At 48.6% G+C, this 16499-nt stretch carries 9 protein-coding genes; all 9 read left to right on the forward strand.

Annotation, left to right across the window (positions count from 1 at the left end; all coding sequences use genetic code 11):
* Positions 1-195 precede the first annotated feature (195 nt).
* Positions 196-3249 carry a SusC/RagA family TonB-linked outer membrane protein gene (locus AC5JBY_RS05910; protein WP_495903638.1) on the forward strand — a complete coding sequence of 1018 codons (3054 nt, stop codon included), beginning with the start codon at positions 196-198 and terminating at the stop codon, positions 3247-3249.
* Positions 3250-3269: 20 nt separating this feature from the next.
* On the forward strand, positions 3270-4652 hold the full coding sequence (locus AC5JBY_RS05915; RefSeq protein ID WP_495903639.1) for a RagB/SusD family nutrient uptake outer membrane protein: 1383 nt from the start codon (positions 3270-3272) through the stop codon (positions 4650-4652).
* Between the two features lie 21 nt (positions 4653-4673).
* The gene (locus tag AC5JBY_RS05920; protein WP_495903640.1) at positions 4674-5174 is read left to right on the forward strand and encodes a hypothetical protein; all 501 of its coding nucleotides are present in this window, start codon (positions 4674-4676) and stop codon (positions 5172-5174) included.
* 18 nt (positions 5175-5192) lie between these two features.
* Entirely contained in the window at positions 5193-5990 is a 798-nt protein-coding gene (locus AC5JBY_RS05925) for a hypothetical protein (protein ID WP_495903641.1), read from the forward strand.
* A 31-nt stretch (positions 5991-6021) separates the two neighbouring features.
* The gene (locus AC5JBY_RS05930) at positions 6022-7836 is read left to right on the forward strand and encodes a SusF/SusE family carbohydrate-binding protein (protein WP_495903642.1); all 1815 of its coding nucleotides are present in this window, start codon (positions 6022-6024) and stop codon (positions 7834-7836) included.
* A gap of 71 nt (positions 7837-7907) precedes the next feature.
* Entirely contained in the window at positions 7908-10805 is a 2898-nt protein-coding gene (locus AC5JBY_RS05935; protein WP_495903643.1) for an alpha-amylase family glycosyl hydrolase, read from the forward strand.
* 21 nt (positions 10806-10826) lie between these two features.
* A complete protein-coding gene (locus AC5JBY_RS05940) occupies positions 10827-11561 on the forward strand; it encodes an NUDIX hydrolase (RefSeq protein WP_495903644.1) in 735 nt (244 codons plus the stop codon).
* Between the two features lie 421 nt (positions 11562-11982).
* Positions 11983-14970: a SusC/RagA family TonB-linked outer membrane protein gene (locus AC5JBY_RS05945; RefSeq protein ID WP_495903645.1), complete on the forward strand. Its 2988-nt coding sequence runs from the start codon at positions 11983-11985 to the stop codon at positions 14968-14970.
* A gap of 13 nt (positions 14971-14983) precedes the next feature.
* Positions 14984-16495, forward strand: a complete 1512-nt coding sequence (locus AC5JBY_RS05950) for a RagB/SusD family nutrient uptake outer membrane protein (protein WP_495903646.1) — start codon at positions 14984-14986, stop codon at positions 16493-16495.
* Positions 16496-16499: the final 4 nt, after the last annotated feature.

Here is a 16499-nt window from a genome sequence, read left to right on the forward strand (position 1 = left end):
GCCACACGAAAATTTTGCCTGCCTGCTATCGCTGCCAACCAGCCCCCGCCGCCACTACCCAATCCCCATTTTCCTCCTCCCGCCAGATTAAAATCTTAGGGAAATCAAAAAAACATTTGTTAGTGTGTATGCTTTACACATTATATTTGTGTAGCAGATACACATTATTAATACACCTAAACGAAAGCTTGTTTTATGATGCCGAAACGATCGCTTGTGGGAATCCTCACGATCCTGCTGTGCTTACCCGCATTCACCTGGGCGCAAAGCAAAACCGTTACCGGTAAGATCACCGATGCCACCAACGGCATACCGGTACCCGGAGCCTCGGTCACTGCCAAAGGTTCCAAAACCGGAACCTCCTCCAAAGCAGATGGCAGTTTTACCCTAACCATTCCAGGAGCAACGACCACCCTCACCATTTCAGGAGTTGGCTACGAAACACAGGATGTGCCAGTAGCAGCAGATGTGATCCTGATATCACTCAAAGCGGCGCCATCCAACCTCAACGAAGTAGTGGTGATAGGCTACGGCACACAGCGCCGCCGCGATGTCACAGGCGCCATTGCCAAAGTTGCCGGCGAAAAACTCACCACCATAGCAGCACCCAGCTTTGAAGCTGCACTCCAGGGCAAGGCCCCCGGCGTACAGGTCATACAAGGCAGCGGCCTCGCTGGCTCTGGCTCCGTCATCCGCATCCGCGGTATTGCCTCTATCGGTGCAGGAGCTGATCCACTCTACGTGGTGGATGGCATTCCAATTATTGCCGACGCATTCCTGCGCACCAACAGCGGAGGCATGAACCAGAATCCACTCGCTTCCCTCAACCCCAATGACATTGAGTCCATCGAAATACTGAAAGATGCCGCTGCTGCCGGTATTTATGGTAGCCGCGGTTCCAACGGTGTTATCCTCATTACCACTAAAAGAGGTAAGAGCGGTAAACCCTCATTTAATTATAACAACAAGATTGGTATCTCCACATATGCCAACAGGCCCGATTTCGTAAGCGGCTCCGAATGGCTCCAGCTACGTCAGGAAGCATGGGAAAATGACGGCAACACGGGCAAAGCACCCCTCCCTGGTGGACTGACCTGGGAGCAGGCCCAAAAGAACAATACCGATTGGTGGGATTTGCTTACCCGTACAGGCTTTATCAACGAGCACAGCCTGAGCATGACACAAGGTAACAAACTGGTGAAAAGTTTTATAGGCGCTACCTATAGCGAGAACCAGAGCTACCTGAAGAACAACAGCTATACACGTTTGGGACTACGTACGAATTTTGATTTTACGATCACACCCAAATTCAAAGCAACCCTCAGCGCAGCTTACAACCGCGGTATCAACAAACGTGTACCCGCAGCCTGGGCTGGTGGCCTTGGCGATGCAATGAGCACAGCACTCCCAATCTATCCGGTATACAATGACGACAAGACCTGGTTTACCGGTGGCGCTAATCCGGTGCGCCGCATGAACGAAACAGTCTGGCGCAATACAGACCATCGCCTGATCGGTGGCCTCACACTCGATTATGAAGTCATCAAAGGCCTGAACGTACGTGTTAACGGATCTTACGATTACCTGAGCGGGATCGACGATCAGTGGGAGTCATCCAACTGGATCAATGATAATACAAAACCCGGCATAGCAAAACGTTCACCCTACCGTGGCAAAAACTGGGTTGCTTCAGCCACTGCTACCTACAATTGGAACCTGAACGACGACAACCGCTTCACCTTCCTCGCAGGTACAGAGTTCCAGGAAAAGAGTTTTATAAACAGGGTATATGTAGAAAAGAACAGCGACAGGCCCTTCTATAAAAATAAGGCCCTGTACGAACACGCACTCGATTCTATCAAACAAACAACCACGCCACTCAACTCACCAGCCTTTAATGCAGAAACCTTTGCCAGTGTGTTTGGCCGGATCAATTACGTATACAAAGAACGATATGCATTCCAGGCTTCAGTACGTCGCGATGGATCATCCAAATTTGGCCCCGATAAAAAGTATGGTGTATTCCCATCAGTATCTGCAGGCTGGACCATCAGCCAGGAAGACTTCATGAAAGACCTTACATTCATCAACTTCCTGAAACTGCGTGCCAGCTACGGTTTAACAGGTAACTCGAACATTCCTTCAGGCCAATACTACTTTACCTACTATGCCGGCGGTCAGTACAATACAGCACCGACCCTCTATCCCGGCAACGTTGGTACCCCCGATCTCCATTGGGAAGAAACACAAAATACCGATGTAGCAGTAGAGTTTGCCGGTTGGAACAACCGCATCACGGGTGAACTGGCTTACTACCACAAAAGAACAAGCGATCTGTTACTTAATACAGCAATCTCTCCATCAACAAGCTTCGGTACAAGCTTCCGCAACGTGGCAGGCAGTGAAATACTGAACCAGGGTATTGAACTGAGCCTGAACGTAAAAGTTGTCAATAAGAAAGACCTCACCTTTAGCATAGGTGGCAACATTGCCAAGAACTACAACGAGCTCATTAGCCTCGGTGGTTTGAGCGCTGATGCAGCAGGCGGTGGTAGCAACGACACCCGCGTGGTAACAGGATATCCCGTAGGCACCAACTACCTCGTACGCTACTATGGAGTAGACCCCAACGATGGCCTGCCCATCTGGTACGACAAAACAGGTAAGCTCACCAAAACATTCAGCCTCGATAACCGCATGCCCGTAGGGTCAGTGGTCCCCGACTTTATCGGCGGCGTGAACCACAACCTCTCCTGGAAAGGTTTTGAATTTACGAGCCTCTGGACATTCACCATCGGCGGTAATATATATGACGGCTCTGCCAAAAGACAAGATGGCATCGTTACCGATTGGGTTATTCGTCGCGATCTGTTAGACCATTGGAGGCAGCCCGGCGATGTAACCAAATTCCCACGCCTCACCATGAACACCGGCACTTACACTGGCCTCAGCAGTGAGTGGCAATACAACAGCACGATGTTCCTTTACGATGCATCCTACCTGCGTTTGCGTGAAGTATCACTGGGATACCGTTTCGATCCTAAACTCCTTACAAAGCTGCACGTAAAAGGAGCCCGCGTATTTGTGACAGGCATGAACCTGCTCACATTCACAAAATACCCGGGAGGTGATCCGGAGATTGCACGTGACTTTGAAAACGTCACCGACCGCAACCTCAGCCCCAACATTACATACCTCACACCACCCCAGCAGAAATCATGGGTGTTAGGATTGAACGTTACATTCTAAACAACAAAAGCACGTAACAAATGAAAAAGATTATATATAGCCTGCTGGTGGGGTGCATCATCGTTAATGCTTCCTCCTGCAATAAATTCCTTGAACGGAAACCATCAGGAGCCTTTACCGAAGAAGAAGCCATCAAAGGCGATGCCGACCTCCAGGGTCTCATCAATGGCGCCTATACCGATTACTCCAATAAAGTATACAACGGAAAATTTCAATGGATAGAAGACCTCCTCGGCGATCAGGCCAACGGTACATTATATACCGGCGATGACGGAGAGATCTTCAAACGCAAAACCTCCATCTTCGGAGATTACAAGAACGGCATGTACACCGATGTGTATCGTCCGGCCTACGTTGGCAACAAAGTGTTGGAGAACATTGGTAAAGCCACCACAGCCCGCAACGATATCGAAGGCCAGGCTTATTACCTGCGCGCGATCACCCATTTCGATGCAGTACGCATCTGGGCACAGCCATGGGGCTTTACAGCCGATAATTCACACGACGGCATAGTATTGCGCACCACCTCCAGCATCACACCGGGCCAACGTAGCTCAGTAAAAGCCGCATACGATACGATCATTGCCGATCTGAAAAAAGCAGAGAACCTGCTGGGCGATGCGATAACCCTTGGTTACGCCAATAAGTGGGCAGCCAAAGCCTTCCTCGCAAAAGTATACTTCCTGCAAAATGATTTTGCCAATGCATTCGCTTATGCTGATCAGGTGATCAAAAGCAACAAGTTCCAGTTGGACGCATCATATGCCAATCGCTTCTCTATCGGACTGTCGAAAGAGATCATCTTCGGTTTCAAGTTCATCGACAACAACCTGTATCCCGGCGGAGAATTGCGCAACCGCTACCGCAGCGATGTAGGCTTCAGCGCACAAGGCAGGTTCCATGTTACCGACCAGTTCTACGCAGCGGCTACCACAGCCGGAGATGTAAGAGCAGCAGCCTGGTACAGCAATACCCTGGCGCCCGGTTACCATGTGATCACCAAATACAATAAGAACAACTTCGACGCAGAAGTAATAGGATATACAGAAATAAAACTCATCCGCGCCGAAGCTGGTGCCGAAACAGGCGGAGCCAACCTGGCCACAGCCATTGCTGATATGAACGAACTGCTCACCCGCGCTTATGGAGGCCCTTCTAAAAACCTCGCTGCAAATGCACTGGCAGCTACGGTGATTACTGCGGCACGCCGCGAAAGAGAGCTCGAACTGGTAGGAGAGGGCAACCGCATACAGGAGATCAAACGCATTGGCGCACGCACAAACACCAACATTGACCGCCGCGGTGGCCGCTGGAACTGCCCCGGACTGGCATTACAATTCCCCATCAGCGAGCAGGCTGCCAACGCATCCTTCCGCATGAACCAGGAAGGAGGTTGCGATTAATCACCTACACAAACAAGCAAAATGAAAACAATACAATTTTTAACGATATGCCTGGCGGCAGTATTATTATTCACCGGCTGCCGCCCCGATGGTTACGAACCGATCGGTACAGCCAGTGACAACATTACCGCCATCTCTGGCGTGTGGAAGCTGGCCAAAGTAACCCAGACAGATGCAGAATCACAACGCAAAGGATTTCCTTACGCGGTAGAAGATATCACTACACTGTTTAGCTATACGACATTGCAGCTCACCTTTAGCCTCAGCAATGGCACGCCATCCACCTTTGCCATCAACAATGGCTCCGCACCACCCATTACCGGCATCACTTCCGGCAACTGGTCGGTAGACGATGTAAAGACACCGAAGACGATTACATTGAAAAACGGAACAGTGACAGAAACAATGACACTGGGAGGTTATCCCAATTCAGTCAACAGCCGGCTGAAAGTAAAGGTTACACGGACCGATGTAGCAACCAACAAGCTGCTCATAGTGTACGATTATGAATTCACCCGTTAACCCTCTAACTAAACAATCATGAAAAAGCTATTAATACTTTTACTGATAACATTGAGCAGCCACCTGCTGATGGCCCAATGTGAGTTTACTAACTTCACCATCAGCCCGGCTACCTATACGGCCGAAGATGAGATCACCATCACATTTGACTTTACAGGAACAACCGTCGCGGGAGAAACAGACCTCTACATCTGGACCTGGGCCAACAAAGACGCAGCTGGTTTTCCTGGGAAAGACGGCATTACCAACACGGAGTGGGGCAACTCACCTGCCTCTGCTAAACTGACACCGGTAGCTGGCTCACCCAACAAGTTTACATTTAAGATGACCGGCACAACCATCTACAACCTGGCGCCCGGCCAATTAAAACACTTCCAGTTCCTGGCCAAAACAAAGAGCGGTAGCAAACAAAGCTGCGATAGCAAGAAGAACGCATTCGACCCATTGATATTCGTGCCCAGCATGCTGCGCATCTTCCCGGCCAGAGTAGGACAAAGCGATGTAGTATCACTTTACTTCCACCAGGACCTCGGTACTACGTTAGATGAACAACGTATGGAGCCGGTTTCAGTAACGGTAGAAGTATTTGACAATACAGGAGCCTCTGCAGGTGCACCAGTTACCCTGCCGGTAAGAAATGCAGGCACTAAACTGTGGAAAGCATTCTTTGTTCCCACGCGTTCCTATACGCCCGGAGCAGGAAAGAAATTCACACGCTTTACTTACAAGTTCAACGGAACGATACGCGATGCCAACAACCAACCGGTAACAGTGAGCACGGCAGTCATAGACGTTCCATTAACCGACATGAAATAACATCCTTCAAACATTACTAAAGATGTTGCATATGAAAAAGATATTATTGCTTGCGGTATGGTCGGTGGCATTGTTTGCCGGCTGCCAGAAAGCAGATTTCGATACCAATGTAAATGGAGAAGCCCTGGGCGCCTTTACCTTGAACGTACCGGCCACCAATGCGGCCATTATGCTGAACGCCGCTACCCCCACGGCTAAAGTGGAAATAACCTGGGCACCTTCAAAACCTGGCGTGGATGCTGTACCAACTTACAAATGGATTGCAGCTTTGAAAACCACGGGCAATCTTGAAACCCCATTGTTAGAAATTACATCCGACAATGAAGGCAAAGATGCTAAGCTGACACTCACTCACAAACAGCTCGATGATGCCCTGAAAGGAAAAGGTATTGCCGATGGCGCCAAAGCCGATTTGATCTGGAGTGTAAGAGCTGAAAATGGAACAACAAAACAAATCGCAACCGAAACAAGGAATGTCAGCATTACCCGCATGAAAGATGGCGCAACAGCATTCATCCTGTTGGGGCCTGCTTCCAGCGGTACAGTAAACGCCATCGATCCCAACAGTACTACCCAGACGATGAAGTTCAACTGGAGGAAGTCGCAGCCCGCTGCCGGCGGTAGCGTAAAATACAAAGTCCTGTTTGCAGAAAGAAAGCTGGACGGACAAGGCAACGTAATAGCGGTAGACTGGACAAAACCATTGATCGCAATAGATGCCGACAACAATGGAGCAGACTCGCTGGCTTCAATTACCTATAAAGCAATCAGCGACTCACTCACCAAAAAAGGATTCACCAATACAGAACTGCCGGTCGATCTGCTATGGACAGCGGTGGCCATATCCGGTGCCTGGAATCAATACGCCGACTATGTGAACCAGACAGTGATATTGCGCGAGATCAAAGTATTCATCGTAGGTAGCGCCACACCGTCCGATTGGACGATTGAAAACGCATCCAGGATGATACCCGATCCACGTTTCCCCGGCACCTTCTTTACTTACGTTACCCTCAAAGCAGGAGAGTTTAAATTTGTGAATGGACAACAATGGCCCCCTGCACCCGGTATCATCGATTGGGGACAAGATCCGGCTGCACCCGCTGGTACCATTACCGACAACGGTGAAAACAATATTGCCGTAAGCACACCCGGCATCTACCGCATTACATTCGACTACTCCAATAAGAAATACTACTTGCAAGCAGCAGGTTCAGGTGGCATAGGTGGACTTGGGATAGTAGGAGCCTTCCAGCAACCATCATCCTGGAGCCCCGGCGCCAACGTACGCATGGGCAACCTTGCACCCAATAAAATGCTGGTACTGCAAGACATGACCACCAACGATGAATTCAAATTCCATGACGGCAATGAGTGGGACAACGGCGCTAATAATAAGAGCAAATGGTTTGGACCTGAAACAGAAGGAGGAACCAAAATCATCGTAGATGGAGGAGGCGCCAAAAACCTGAAGTGGACAGGTACAACAGGCCGCGTACGGGTGATCTTCGATGGCACCGACGTAAAAAATCTTACCTACAGCTTGACACCCGCTACAGAAATGCGTGTGGTAGGCAACGGCATGTCTGCATATCCCGAATGGAATCCGGGTGGCTCACCCCAGATGACCTACATCGGCAATGGCAAATGGCAGATTACGCTTGCCCTCATACAAGACAAAGAGATCAAATTCCTCGCAGGCAACGACTGGGGCGCATTTGATTACGAAGATGCAGGCAATGGAAAGATCAAATATGAAGGCGGTGACAACTTCAAATTGACAAAGCCGACCGGCACTTATACCATCACCCTCGACGAACAGAACGGAACCGTTACAATTTTATAAGAAAGGCGAGTCGCCCTGCCCATAGTCAAATACTATGTGGCAAGGGCGGCTCATCTTAACAACGATTGCTGATGAAGACAAAACTACTTGCCATATTGGTTACCCTGTGCAGCACTACAACCGGTAAAGCCCAGCTACTTACCACAGCACCGGAATTTCCAACCGACAATGCAGGCATCACCATCACGGTAGATTGTACCAAAGGCAACCAGGGACTGTTGAACTACGCCAACACCAATGATGTATACGTACACATTGGCGTCATCACCAACCTCAGCAGCAACAATGCCGATTGGAAATATTCAAAATTTACCTGGGGTAGCACAGACGCGTCAGCCAAAGCCACCTGGGTTGCAGCCAACAAATACCAGTACACCATCAGCAATGTCCGCAGCTTCTTCGGCGTGCCGGCAGGAGAAACCATCCGCCGCATAGCCATCCTCTTCCGTAATGGAACAGGCTCACAGGTACAGCGTATATCCGACGCTTCAGTCGATATGGGCAACATGTACATAATGGTATATGACAATACACTGGCTGGCAAGTTCACAGCACCACCCTTCGAAGCAAGATTTACGCCCATACCAGAGCCCATTAACAAAGCAACCGGCGAAACCATTGCGATCAGCTACACGGCCAACAAAACAGCCAACCTGCAATTGTTTTTCAATGGCGCCGAGATAAGCAACGTAGCCGGTAATACGGTAATACAATCAACACCCACCATCACGGTAGCTGGCAACCAACAAATAGTAGGTAGAGTTACAGAAGGTGCAACCACCCGTTCCGATACGATCAATTTCTTTGCAACGCCTGCTGTAAACATCCAGCCATTGCCTACAGGAGTACGCGATGGCATCAACTACGAACAAGGCGACACATCGGCGATCCTCGTGCTATATGCGCCCAACAAAAACAAAGTAGCCATCATAGGAGATTTTAATAACTGGACAGAGTCGGTCAACTCCCAATGCAATAAAACACCCGACGGCCTCCGCTTTTGGAAACGCATCACTGGCCTCACGCCCGGAACAGAATACGCATACCAATATGTAGTAGATAATACATTGAAGATTGCCGACCCCTACACACAAAAAGTATTGGACCCGGCCAATGATCAATTCATTACGGCTGCAACCTATCCCAACCTCAAAGCCTATCCCACCGGCAAAACAACAGGCATAGTAAGCACCTTGCAAACAGCAAAGCCAGCCTATACCTGGCAGGTAAACAACTTCACCCGTCCCGACAAGCGCAACCTGCTGATCTATGAACTGCTGCTGCGCGATTTTGTGGGCAACCACGATTGGAAGACCTTGAAAGATACATTGGGCTATTTGAAGCGACTGGGCATAAATGCGATTGAGCTCATGCCCCCCAATGAATTTGAAGGCAACCTTAGTTGGGGATACAATACCTCCTTCTACTTTGCACCCGATAAATACTATGGCCCGGAGAGCGGCCTCAAAGCCTTCATCGACGAATGCCACAAACAAGGCATCGCAGTGATCATGGACATGGTACTCAACCATTCCTTTGGCCAGTCACCCATGGTACAGTTGTACTGGGATGCAGCCAAAAGCCGGCCTTCGACAGAAAGCCCTTGGTTCAATACCGCGGCAAAACACCCTTTCAATGTAGGCTATGATTTCAACCATGAAAGCGCCGCCACCCAGTACTTCACAAGCAGAGTAGTAGAATACTGGCTAAAAGAATTCAAACTTGATGGCTTCCGCTTCGACCTTTCCAAAGGCTTCACCCAGAAAGCCTCCTGCGATGCTGATGGCAACAATTGCAACCAGGCCAATTGGGATGCTTACGATGCAAGCCGCATCGCCATCTGGAAAAAATATTACGACACGATACAACTCAAGTCAGCCGGCAGCTATGTGATATTGGAACACCTGGGCGTCAACGACGAAGAGAAAGAACTGGCCGCCTATGGAATGATGCTGTGGGGAAATATGAACCACGCATTCAACGAAGCCACAATGGGCTGGTTGAATGAATCCGATTTCAAAGGAGCCATCCATGTAGAACGAGGCTGGGCTCAACCCAACCTGGTAGCCTATATGGAAAGCCACGATGAAGAAAGACTGATGTATAAGAATATTCAGTTTGGCAATGCCGCTGGCGGTTATAGTACCAAAGACCTCGCCACAGGCCTGCGGCGCAATGAGATGGCCGCAGCCTTCTACTTCAGCATACCAGGCCCCAAAATGATCTGGCAGTTTGGAGAGTTGGGATACGATTACGCCATCAACTATTGCGAAGACGGCACTATCAATAACAACTGCCGCACCAATCCAAAACCCATCAAATGGGAATACCAGCAACAAGCCGAAAGAAAAAAATTATACGACATCTACAGCGTGATGCTGGCCTTGAGAAATCATCCTGCATATAAAAATGGATTCACTACTGATCGAATAACCTGGGGACTTTCAGGTGCATTCAAGTGGTTGAAATTGACCACTGATACGTCTAATATACTGGTAGTTGGAAACTTTGATGTAACAACTGTAACAGGCACCGTAACCTTCCAACATGGAGGCACTTGGTACGACTATTTAACCGGTCAAACCATTACTGCTACAGGCAATTCCCAAAGCATTTCCTTGCAACCCGGCGAGTATCACGTATATTTGAACCGGAACATAACGAATGTTCTTACACCCGTTACCGACTTGGATAACCAGGGTAAGAATACAAGGTTAAGCATCTATCCCAACCCGGTCACATCGAACTCTACTATCGAATATGAACTGCCGCTCAACACTGCAGTCACACTATCCTTGTTAAATGCCAACGGACAACAAATTGCCGTACTGAATACTGGTTTAAAGGCCAAAGGAGTACACCAATTACCTTTGTATGCATTGAAGCGCAACAAGCAATTGAGTGGGCTTTACTTTATACGAATGCAGGTAGGCTACAACAGTGTAGTCAGGAAAATAATTATTAACTAAGCCTCTTATAACGTCAACAATATGGGAACCGCTTTGCAGAAAACGATTCAACAACTACGGTCCGAGAACAGAGAATACTTCCAGATTGCCTGTTCAGTAGACTGCGTGATCTTTGGATTCGATGAAAATGAGTTGAAAGTGCTGCTCATTAAATCAGACCTGGAAGAATTTCAGGACCAATGGTCTTTGCTGGGCGATCTGGTAAAGCCCGATGAAAACCTGGACAGTGCATCCTACCGTGTATTGAAAGAGCGTACAGGACTGGACGATGTATACTTAGAGCAGGTACACACATTTGGCGATGTCAACCGCCACCCTGCGGGACGAGTAATAACTACCGCATGGTATTCACTCATCAACATAAAAGACCACCAGCTCGATCTCGAACACAATGAGCTCCACTGGCATCCGGTCAACGAGATCACGACCCTCGCATTCGATCATAAAAAAATATTGGACACTTGCCTGAAGCAATTACAGTCGAGGATTGATGAACATCCAATTGTATTCAACTTGTTACCGGAGAAGTTCTCCCTGCGCGAGTTGCAAAGCCTGTATGAATCCATACACGCCACCAAGCTCGATCGCCGCAACTTCCGCAAGAAATTCTTCCTCATGGATTGGCTCATCGATGTAAACGAACTCGAACAGGATGTACCACACCGTCCCGGCAAACTATACCGTTTCAATGCCGCTAAATTCTCCGATGGCAAAGTGAAAGAAGACAAAGAAAAAGTCGAAGAAGCAGTACACTAATTAAAATCATTGTCACCCTGCGCTTGTCGAAGGGTTGTCGAAGACTCTTTACTAAAGGTGGGTCGCCCTCAAAGAGCGGCTCACCTTTTTATATATAGTCAGGTCGCTCCCGGCAGTCAGAATAACCCCTTTTCAACCCATCAACTTTTCAACCTGTCAACTCCCTCTCAACCTGTCAAATTCCACCTGTTCGCATCCTCTTATAAACTTTCCAATCCGTCAACCTATTAACTATTTCCATAATTCATTGATAATTATATTCTTATCAAGAGTTGCCCCAATAGAACAAATTTTCCAAACTCCATCATGCCCCGTCCTGAAATGATTGTTAAATTTTTTTGAATATTAAAAGAATATATATTAAATTGTGTATAAGCTACACGTTCTATTCCGCCATTTTATAACTACCTAACTGATTGCTATGACATCAAGACGATTGTTTACAGCATCTGCTATGCTATTGCTGGCCCTATGCATAAGCACGGTCAGTCTCGCACAGGAAAAGATCATCACAGGAAAGATTACAGATTCAAAAGATGGAGCTCCGGTTGTAGGTGCTTCGATCGTTCCGAAAGGTTCAACAAAAGGAACCTCCTCCGGTGGCGATGGTACCTTTCGCCTCAACGTGGGTGAAAACGTAACCATCATCGTAGTATCATCCGTTGGATACACTACACAGGAGTTCAACATCGCAGGATCATTGCTTGCTAATGTCTCACTCGAAGCCAACAACGCCGCGTTGAATGAGATCGTGGTGATTGGTTATGGCACAGTACGCAAAAAAGATCTTACAGGCGCTGTGGCCTCAGTAAGAGCAAAAGACTTTAACCAGGGAATGCAAACCTCACCCGACCAGTTGATACAAGGTAAGGTGGCAGGTGTGCAGATCCTCAACAACAGTGGACAGCCCGGTGGTGGTACCACCATCAAGATTAGGGGTAACTCTACCATCCGCGCAGGTAGCAACCCTTTGTTCGTGGTTGATGGAATACCACTGGATGGCCGTTCAGCACGCCCGGGTGGTTCAGGAGCCGGCATTGGTACATCACCAGGTGCCAACCCGCTGAACTTTATGAACCCTAATGACATTGCCTCTATCGATGTATTGAAAGATGCCTCAGCTACCGCCATCTATGGATCGAGAGGTGCATATGGCGTGGTGATCATCAATACCAAGAGAGGTAATCTTGGCGCACCCAGGATCGACTTCAATACCTACGTAGGTATGAGTAAGATCATCAAACAACTGAAAGTGCTTGATGGGTCAGAATATCGCAAAGCACTGTCAGATTATGGCCTCACCTCCGGCGACTTTGGCGGAAACGTAGATGCCATGGATGCCATCCTACGCACTGCCTGGACACAGAACTATGATATCGGCATCAGCGGAGGTACTGAAAACTCCAGGTATCGTATCGCAGCCGGTTACCTCAATCAGGAAGGCATTGTTCGCAAGTCAGGCTTTAAAAAGTACAGCACCAATATTGCTGGCTTCTTCAAGTTCCTCGACAACAAAAGCCTTGGAGTAGATTATAACCTGATCGCTTCCCAGACCATCGAAGACATTGCACCGGTTTCCAACGACGCAGGTTTCACAGGAAGCATCATTGGTCAGGCATTGCAATGGAACCCAACAATGCCACTAACAGTAAAGAAAGCCAATGGAGAAGACTCGCTGAACATCCTCAGAGGATCAACAACTGTGAATCCGCTGGCGATGTCGGAAGCATATTCAGACAATTCCAAAGTAACTACGATCCTCGGAAGCATCACACCCTATTACAAGATCACCAAAGATTTGGAATTCCGCATGCTGTTCAGTATTAACTACAGCACTGGTATCCGCAAAGCACAGATCGCCTCCTTCATCAACCTGGAAAATATAGTCGATCGCGGCGTAGCCTATACCGGCAGCAATGAGTTGGTCACCAAACAATGGACGAATACCCTTACATACAACAAGAAACTTTCGTCTGCAGTCAACCTCAATGCACTCGTTGGATACGAATACCTGAAGTTCGACAACAAGGGCAATGGAATGAATGCAAGCGACTTTGGCAACTTTGGGCTACCATACTATAACTACTTCCAGTTTAGCTCACAAAATACCCGTGGAGTGTTTTCGTTCATCGATCCCACCACGGAGTTGCAATCTTACTTTGCACGAGCAACCGTTAACCTGAAAGAGAAGTACTTACTTACTGCTACGATCAGGGCTGATGGATCGACGAAGTTTGGTAAAGACAACAGATATGGATACTTCCCTTCATTCTCCGCAGCGTGGAATGTGGACCGCGAAGACTTCATGTCCAATGCTAAGTTCATCAGCTTCCTGAAAGTACGCGCAGGCTGGGGACAAACCGGTAGCCAGGATGTACCTGCCGGATCAGCCCAGTTCAGGTACGCCTTCACAGGTCCCGGAGCAATTAGCCCTGCCAACAATGCCAACGAAGGACTTAAATGGCAGGCCGATCAGCAAACAAACATAGGTATCGACTTCGGCCTCTTCGATGGTAAGATTTCGGGAACCATTGATTACTTCAATAAGAAAACAACCGACCTGCTGTATCCCCTGGTATCAGCACAGCCGGTAGCGCCCGGAGCGCCGCCCACCTGGGCCAACCTCCCTTCCAACATCATCAATAAAGGCATTGAAGTAACCCTTAATGCGAACCTTGTAAAGACAAAAGACCTGAGTTGGGACTTCGGCATCATCACCTCCTTCCTGAAGAATGAAGTACAGGATTTGAACTCACCCATCGTAACAGGCGCATTGCATGGACAAGGTATATCGGGAGCCACTGTGCAGCTGATCGCCAATAACCAGCCGATCAACGTATTCTACCTGAAGCGCTTCCAGGGTATCAATAAAACAACAGGAATTGCCGATTACGAACAAGAGGGATACGAAAGATACTTTGTGGGTAATCCCAACCCTAAAACGGTTATAGGTATCACAACATCTGTACAGTACAAAAAACTGTTTGCAGTAGTAAACCTCAATGGAGTTATGGGCGTAGATATTTATAACAACACCGCCAATACAGTACTTCCCATCGGCAACCTCAACGGAGGTCGCAACATTGCGAGGTCACTCGTCGGAGGCGATGTGAAAGAAGCCATAGCCAACCCCATTACGCCCTCTACCAGGTACATGGAAAACGGTGCTTACCTGAAGATGGCCAACACCAGTATATCATACCAATTTGGAAATGTTGGAAAATCACTGAAGGACCTGAGCGTATTCGTTTCCGGACAGAACCTGTTTGTGATAACAGACTTTACAGGATTTGACCCCGAAGTGAATACAGATAAACAGGTGAACGGCGTGCCTTCCGTAGGCATAGAATACACACCATATCCTTCCGCCCGTTCATTCCAGGTAGGTGTTAGATTTTCACTACAATAATAAAAAATTAGTTATGAGACATACACGATTGCTATATATCATCTCGCTGCCCCTCATCCTTGCCGGATGTACGAGGCTCGAAGAGAAACTAAATGGAGAAGTGGCAGGCTCCTCCGTTGGTGGAGGCTCAGCCAATACTGCCGCGTTGGTAAGAGGGCTATACGATGCCATGCGCAGCCCTTACCAGGATCAAAGCCGTTTCTGGGCCGCACAGGAACACACTTCCGATGAATGTATCGGGCCCACAAGAGGAGGCGACTGGGACGATAACGGCGTATGGAGAACACTTCACGTACACAGATGGGATGGTGATCACCTCTTCCTTCGTCAAACATTCGAAGACCTTGGAGGCGTGATCTATTCCTCTACCGACCTGCTGCGATTCAACCCATCACCACAACAACAGGCAGAAGCGAGATTTCTTCGTGCATTTGCCATGTTCTCTATGCTCGATGGTTGGAACCAGGTACCCTACCGTGAGCCAGGCGGCAGCGCCCTCGAAGCACCCAAAGTAAGAAAAGGGATGGAGGCGCTGGATTTTATCATCGCAGAAGTAAATGCGATCATGAACGATTTGCCAGCCACGCCAGCCAATAGAGCAAATAAAGACGCAGCCAGAGTATTGCTGATGAAATGCTACCTCAACAAAGGAGTGATCGCCAACCGCGCTACGCCCACCTTTGCTGCTGCAGACATGCAACAGGTAGTAACCTTGGCCGATCAGATCATCAACAGCGCTAAGTACAGCCTCGCCAATAATTACTTCGATAACTTCGCGCCCAACAACGATGCCATCTCTACCGAGAACATCTTCACGGCCGAAAATATTGGTGGCTCATCCAGCGGTAACGTACGCTCCCGTTGGTTCTGTACCCTGCACTACAACAACAACCCCAGCGGCTGGAACGGCTTCACCACCCTTTCCGATTTCTACAACAAGTTCGATGCAGCCGATCTGCGTCGTAGCCAAAGCTATCCCGGCGTCACCAACGTCAGTGGTATCAAACCTGGCTTCCTCGTAGGACAACAGTTCGACCAGAACGGCGTAGCGTTGAAAGACCGTGGCGGCCGTCCACTGGCATTCACTCCGGAAGTAAAAGCCATCGAGATCGGAACCAATCTCGAAGTAACCGGTATACGCGTTATTAAATACCCGATAGACTATAGCTCAGGCGACAACTCCAATAACGACTATGTGTATTATCGTTATGCCGACGTACTCCTTATGAAAGCAGAAGCATTGTTAAGGAACAACGGAGCAGCAGCAGCCCTGCCAATCGTAAATTCCGTGCGCACCAAGCGTGGCATCGGAGCATTGGCATCCGTCAACCTCGACCAGCTCCTCGATGAAAGAGGACGCGAATTCTATTGGGAAGGTATGAGAAGGAACGACCTCGTCCGCTTTGGTAAATTCCTCCAGCCTTGGCAGGAAAAACCAACAGATGATCCCAGGAACCTGCTCTTCCCCATACCAAACCAGCAGATCGCTGCCAACCCGAATCTTGAACAAAATCCCGGCTATTAATTAG

The sequence above is a fragment of the Paraflavitalea sp. genome (assembly GCF_059502485.1).

Bases quoted from the DNA above. Each gene is read 5' to 3' on its own strand.
- AC5JBY_RS05910 (WP_495903638.1), top strand. From the start codon at position 196: ATGATGCCGAAACGATCGCTTGTGGGAATCCTCACGATCCTGCTGTGC.
- AC5JBY_RS05925 (WP_495903641.1), top strand. From the start codon at position 5,193: ATGAAAAAGCTATTAATACTTTTACTGATAACATTGAGCAGCCACCTG.
- AC5JBY_RS05930 (WP_495903642.1), top strand. From the start codon at position 6,022: ATGAAAAAGATATTATTGCTTGCGGTATGGTCGGTGGCATTGTTTGCC.
- AC5JBY_RS05940 (WP_495903644.1), top strand. From the start codon at position 10,827: ATGGGAACCGCTTTGCAGAAAACGATTCAACAACTACGGTCCGAGAAC.
- AC5JBY_RS05915 (WP_495903639.1), top strand. From the start codon at position 3,270: ATGAAAAAGATTATATATAGCCTGCTGGTGGGGTGCATCATCGTTAAT.
- AC5JBY_RS05945 (WP_495903645.1), top strand. From the start codon at position 11,983: ATGACATCAAGACGATTGTTTACAGCATCTGCTATGCTATTGCTGGCC.
- AC5JBY_RS05950 (WP_495903646.1), top strand. From the start codon at position 14,984: ATGAGACATACACGATTGCTATATATCATCTCGCTGCCCCTCATCCTT.
- AC5JBY_RS05935 (WP_495903643.1), top strand. From the start codon at position 7,908: ATGAAGACAAAACTACTTGCCATATTGGTTACCCTGTGCAGCACTACA.
- AC5JBY_RS05920 (WP_495903640.1), top strand. From the start codon at position 4,674: ATGAAAACAATACAATTTTTAACGATATGCCTGGCGGCAGTATTATTA.